The following is a 3,021-nucleotide window of genomic DNA, read 5'->3' on the forward strand; positions in this document are numbered from 1 at the left end:
AAAACTTTGATCGTAACAATATGCCGCGAAAGATGACATCGCTCCCCCTATCTGCCTAGTTCATTATCTCAAATTCTATTTTAATTATAAGTGATTTACTTATATTTAACAACCCTCAATTATGCTCGATTTTCCATACGTTCCTTGATAGCAGTTAACATATTCATACTGTTGTCTCGTACCTTCTTTTTTAGAATCGGATTTAAGAGTCCTGCTATCATCGGAATACCAAATTCAAAGTCTACTGTTAGTTTTATTTCTGTTCCATTTGCTATCGGTGTTAATATCCACTCTCCCTCAAACTTTTTGAGGTCACCGTCTATCTGCTGATAACGAATGTGCATATTGGTATCATCAAAAGTATCCAACTCAGTCCACTTGATAATTCGCCCATCAACATTGGAAACCCATTTGGTTATTGTGGTATTTTCTTTGCGTTCTACGACCTCTACGCTCACCAAGTCCTTCATAAATTCCGGATACTTTTCCATGTCTTTCAAGATAGGATATATTTCGCTGCGGTCAGCCTGAACTGGTAATGTTACCTCTACATATGGCATAGTATAAGTTCCTCCTATTTTTATAAATCTTCCAGCATATCCTGCGCCTTCGCCAAAGCGCCTGCCAATGCTGTAATCACGTAATCAATCTGCTGTTGTTCAATAATGAGCGGAGGTTCAATTCTGATTACTTTCGGATTATTTAATGTATAAGCAATCAAAACACCCTTATCGATCATTTCTGACAGAATAAAACCACCAATACCTTCTTTGGTTAGCTCAATACCAATCATCAGACCCAGCCCGCGTACTTCCTTAATAACGTCCGGATAAGCTTGGGCCAGCTCTGTTAATTTATTTATAAAATAAGTGCCCTGCTGTGCGGCTTTGGCAACCAGGTTTTCTTCCTTAATGACATGAATTGCTGCAACAGCAGCAGCGCAGGCTAACGGATTACCGCCAAACGTCGATGTATGTAAAAACGGACTCGTAATATACTTTTCCCAAATAGCAGGACGAGCGGTAAAGGCCCCTATTGGCATTACGCCGCCACCTAGAGCTTTAGCAGTTGTAAGAATATCAGGAACTACGCCAAAGTGTTCAACAGCAAACATTTGACCAGTCCGTCCCAAACCTGATTGCACTTCATCACAAATAAGCAGCGCGCCAGTTTTGTCACAAACTTCGCGAACTGCAGGCAAATACTCGACAGGCGGAACAATAATACCACCCTCGCCCTGAATAGGCTCAATTATGACAGCAGCCGTTTCTTCGTCCACAACTTGACGTAATGCGTCAATATCACCAAATGGCACATGACTAAAACCTGGTAACAGTGGTTGGAACGGTTCGCGAAAGAGCTCACGGCCAGTTGCGCTCAATGCTCCCAATGTTTTTCCATGAAATGAATTGGAGGTAGCAATAATTTTGCTCCGGCCAGTATGTATTTTGGCTAACTTTAAACTGCCTTCTACCGCCTCGGTACCGCTATTGACAAAAAAACTATATTGAAGATCGCCGGGTGTTATGTCAGCCATAAGTGCCGCCAAATCAGCCATAGGTTTATCAAACAATACCTTGCTGGATAACGGCATCAAATCAAGCTGATGTTTAACTGCCTCCACAACCTTCGGATGCCTGTGTCCTAAACTAAATACGCCATAGCCACCCAGACAGTCGATGTATTCTTTGCCGTTAATATCGCGGATAATATTGCCTTGAGCCTCCCACTCTATGGTGGACAGTCCCATGAATCGGAAAAGTTTAGCAATAGCAGGATTAATGTATTGTTCATATTTCTCAATCGTTTCATCAATAATTTGTTGCTTTTCAGACATACAGACCCTCCTTCGATATAAATGCGAATACGTTCAAAACCAGTTAGTTTATGGTATCTTTTTCTATTAATATCAAAAAAAATCCTTCTTTATTCCTATTATGCCAACTAGTACTACAAAATTATCCAATGCAACAGGAATTAGCTTAGTCTGTATTGAATAACTAGTCCACGAAAAAAATAACCCAAGGAGTGTAGAGATGAATGAAATATTGTCTGTAGCCACTATATTGTTACTTATCGGCAACCTATTGCTCTTACTAGTATTATTAACAAAATTAAAAAAACCTGAACAAATCGATATTACTTCCCTTAAGCAACTGCTATATAACCAGGAACGCCTGGAAACAGCACTGCGGGATGAAATAGGAAAAAGTCGTCAGGAACTTACATTCAATGTCAAAGTACTGCGCGAAGAACTTGCATTGCAATTACATAACTTCACAAACAGCAATGACCAAAAATTTATGCGTCTTACACAACTGAATGAGCAAAAACTTGAAAAACTTCGCGAAACTGTTGAAACCAAACTCGCAGCCATTCAAGAGGACAATAACAAAAAATTCGACAAACTGCGTGCAACTGTCGACGAACCACTACATGCTACCGTAGAAAAACGGTTAGGTGAATCGTTCCAGCTTGTAAGCGAACGACTGGAGCAAGTGCATAAAGGCCTGGGAGAAATGCAGCAACTCGCTGCCGGGGTCGGCGATCTCAAAAAAGTATTATCCAATGTTAAAACCCGCGGAGTATGGGGTGAAATGCAATTGGCTTCTTTGCTGGAACAAGTCTTAACCCCAGAGCAATATGCTGCCAATGTAGCTACCAAACGTGGCAGTCAGGACAGAGTGGAATTTGCTATCAGACTGCCGGGAAGAGACAATAACGACGTTTGGCTGCCTATTGATGCTAAATTTCCTCAAGAAGACTATCAACGACTACTGGAAGCCCAGGAGTCGGCTAATGCTGAGCTGGCGGCAGCTGCCGCAGCAGCACTCGAAGCGCGTATCCGGCAAGAAGCAAAAACCATTAGAGAAAAATACATTGACCCGCCCAACACCACCGATTTTGCCATTATGTTCCTCCCGGTGGAAGGCTTGTATGCCGAAGTGCTGCGTCGACCTGGGTTGTGCGAGAGTTTGCAGCGGGAATACCGTATCAACGTAACCGGCCCGACTACCTTAG

3 protein-coding genes are annotated in these 3,021 nt (G+C 42.2%); 1 reads left to right on the forward strand and 2 read right to left on the reverse strand.

Annotated features, from left to right (window positions below; translation table 11 throughout):
• Positions 1 to 119 precede the first annotated feature (119 nt).
• On the reverse strand, positions 120 to 560 hold the full coding sequence (locus tag AC29Z1_RS15795; RefSeq protein WP_488272414.1) for a type II toxin-antitoxin system RatA family toxin: 441 nt from the start codon (positions 558 to 560) through the stop codon (positions 120 to 122).
• A 20-nt stretch (positions 561 to 580) separates the two neighbouring features.
• Complete coding sequence (locus AC29Z1_RS15800) at positions 581 to 1,837, reverse strand: acetylornithine/succinylornithine family transaminase (RefSeq protein ID WP_488272415.1); 1,257 nt, start codon at positions 1,835 to 1,837, stop codon at positions 581 to 583.
• A 199-nt stretch (positions 1,838 to 2,036) separates the two neighbouring features.
• On the opposite strand from AC29Z1_RS15800, the gene AC29Z1_RS15805 reads away from it, so the two are divergent.
• Positions 2,037 to 3,021, forward strand: a 985-nt coding sequence (locus tag AC29Z1_RS15805) for a DNA recombination protein RmuC (RefSeq protein WP_488272416.1), incomplete at its 3' end; no start/stop codon positions are given.

The organism is Sporomusa sp. (genome assembly GCF_057736855.1).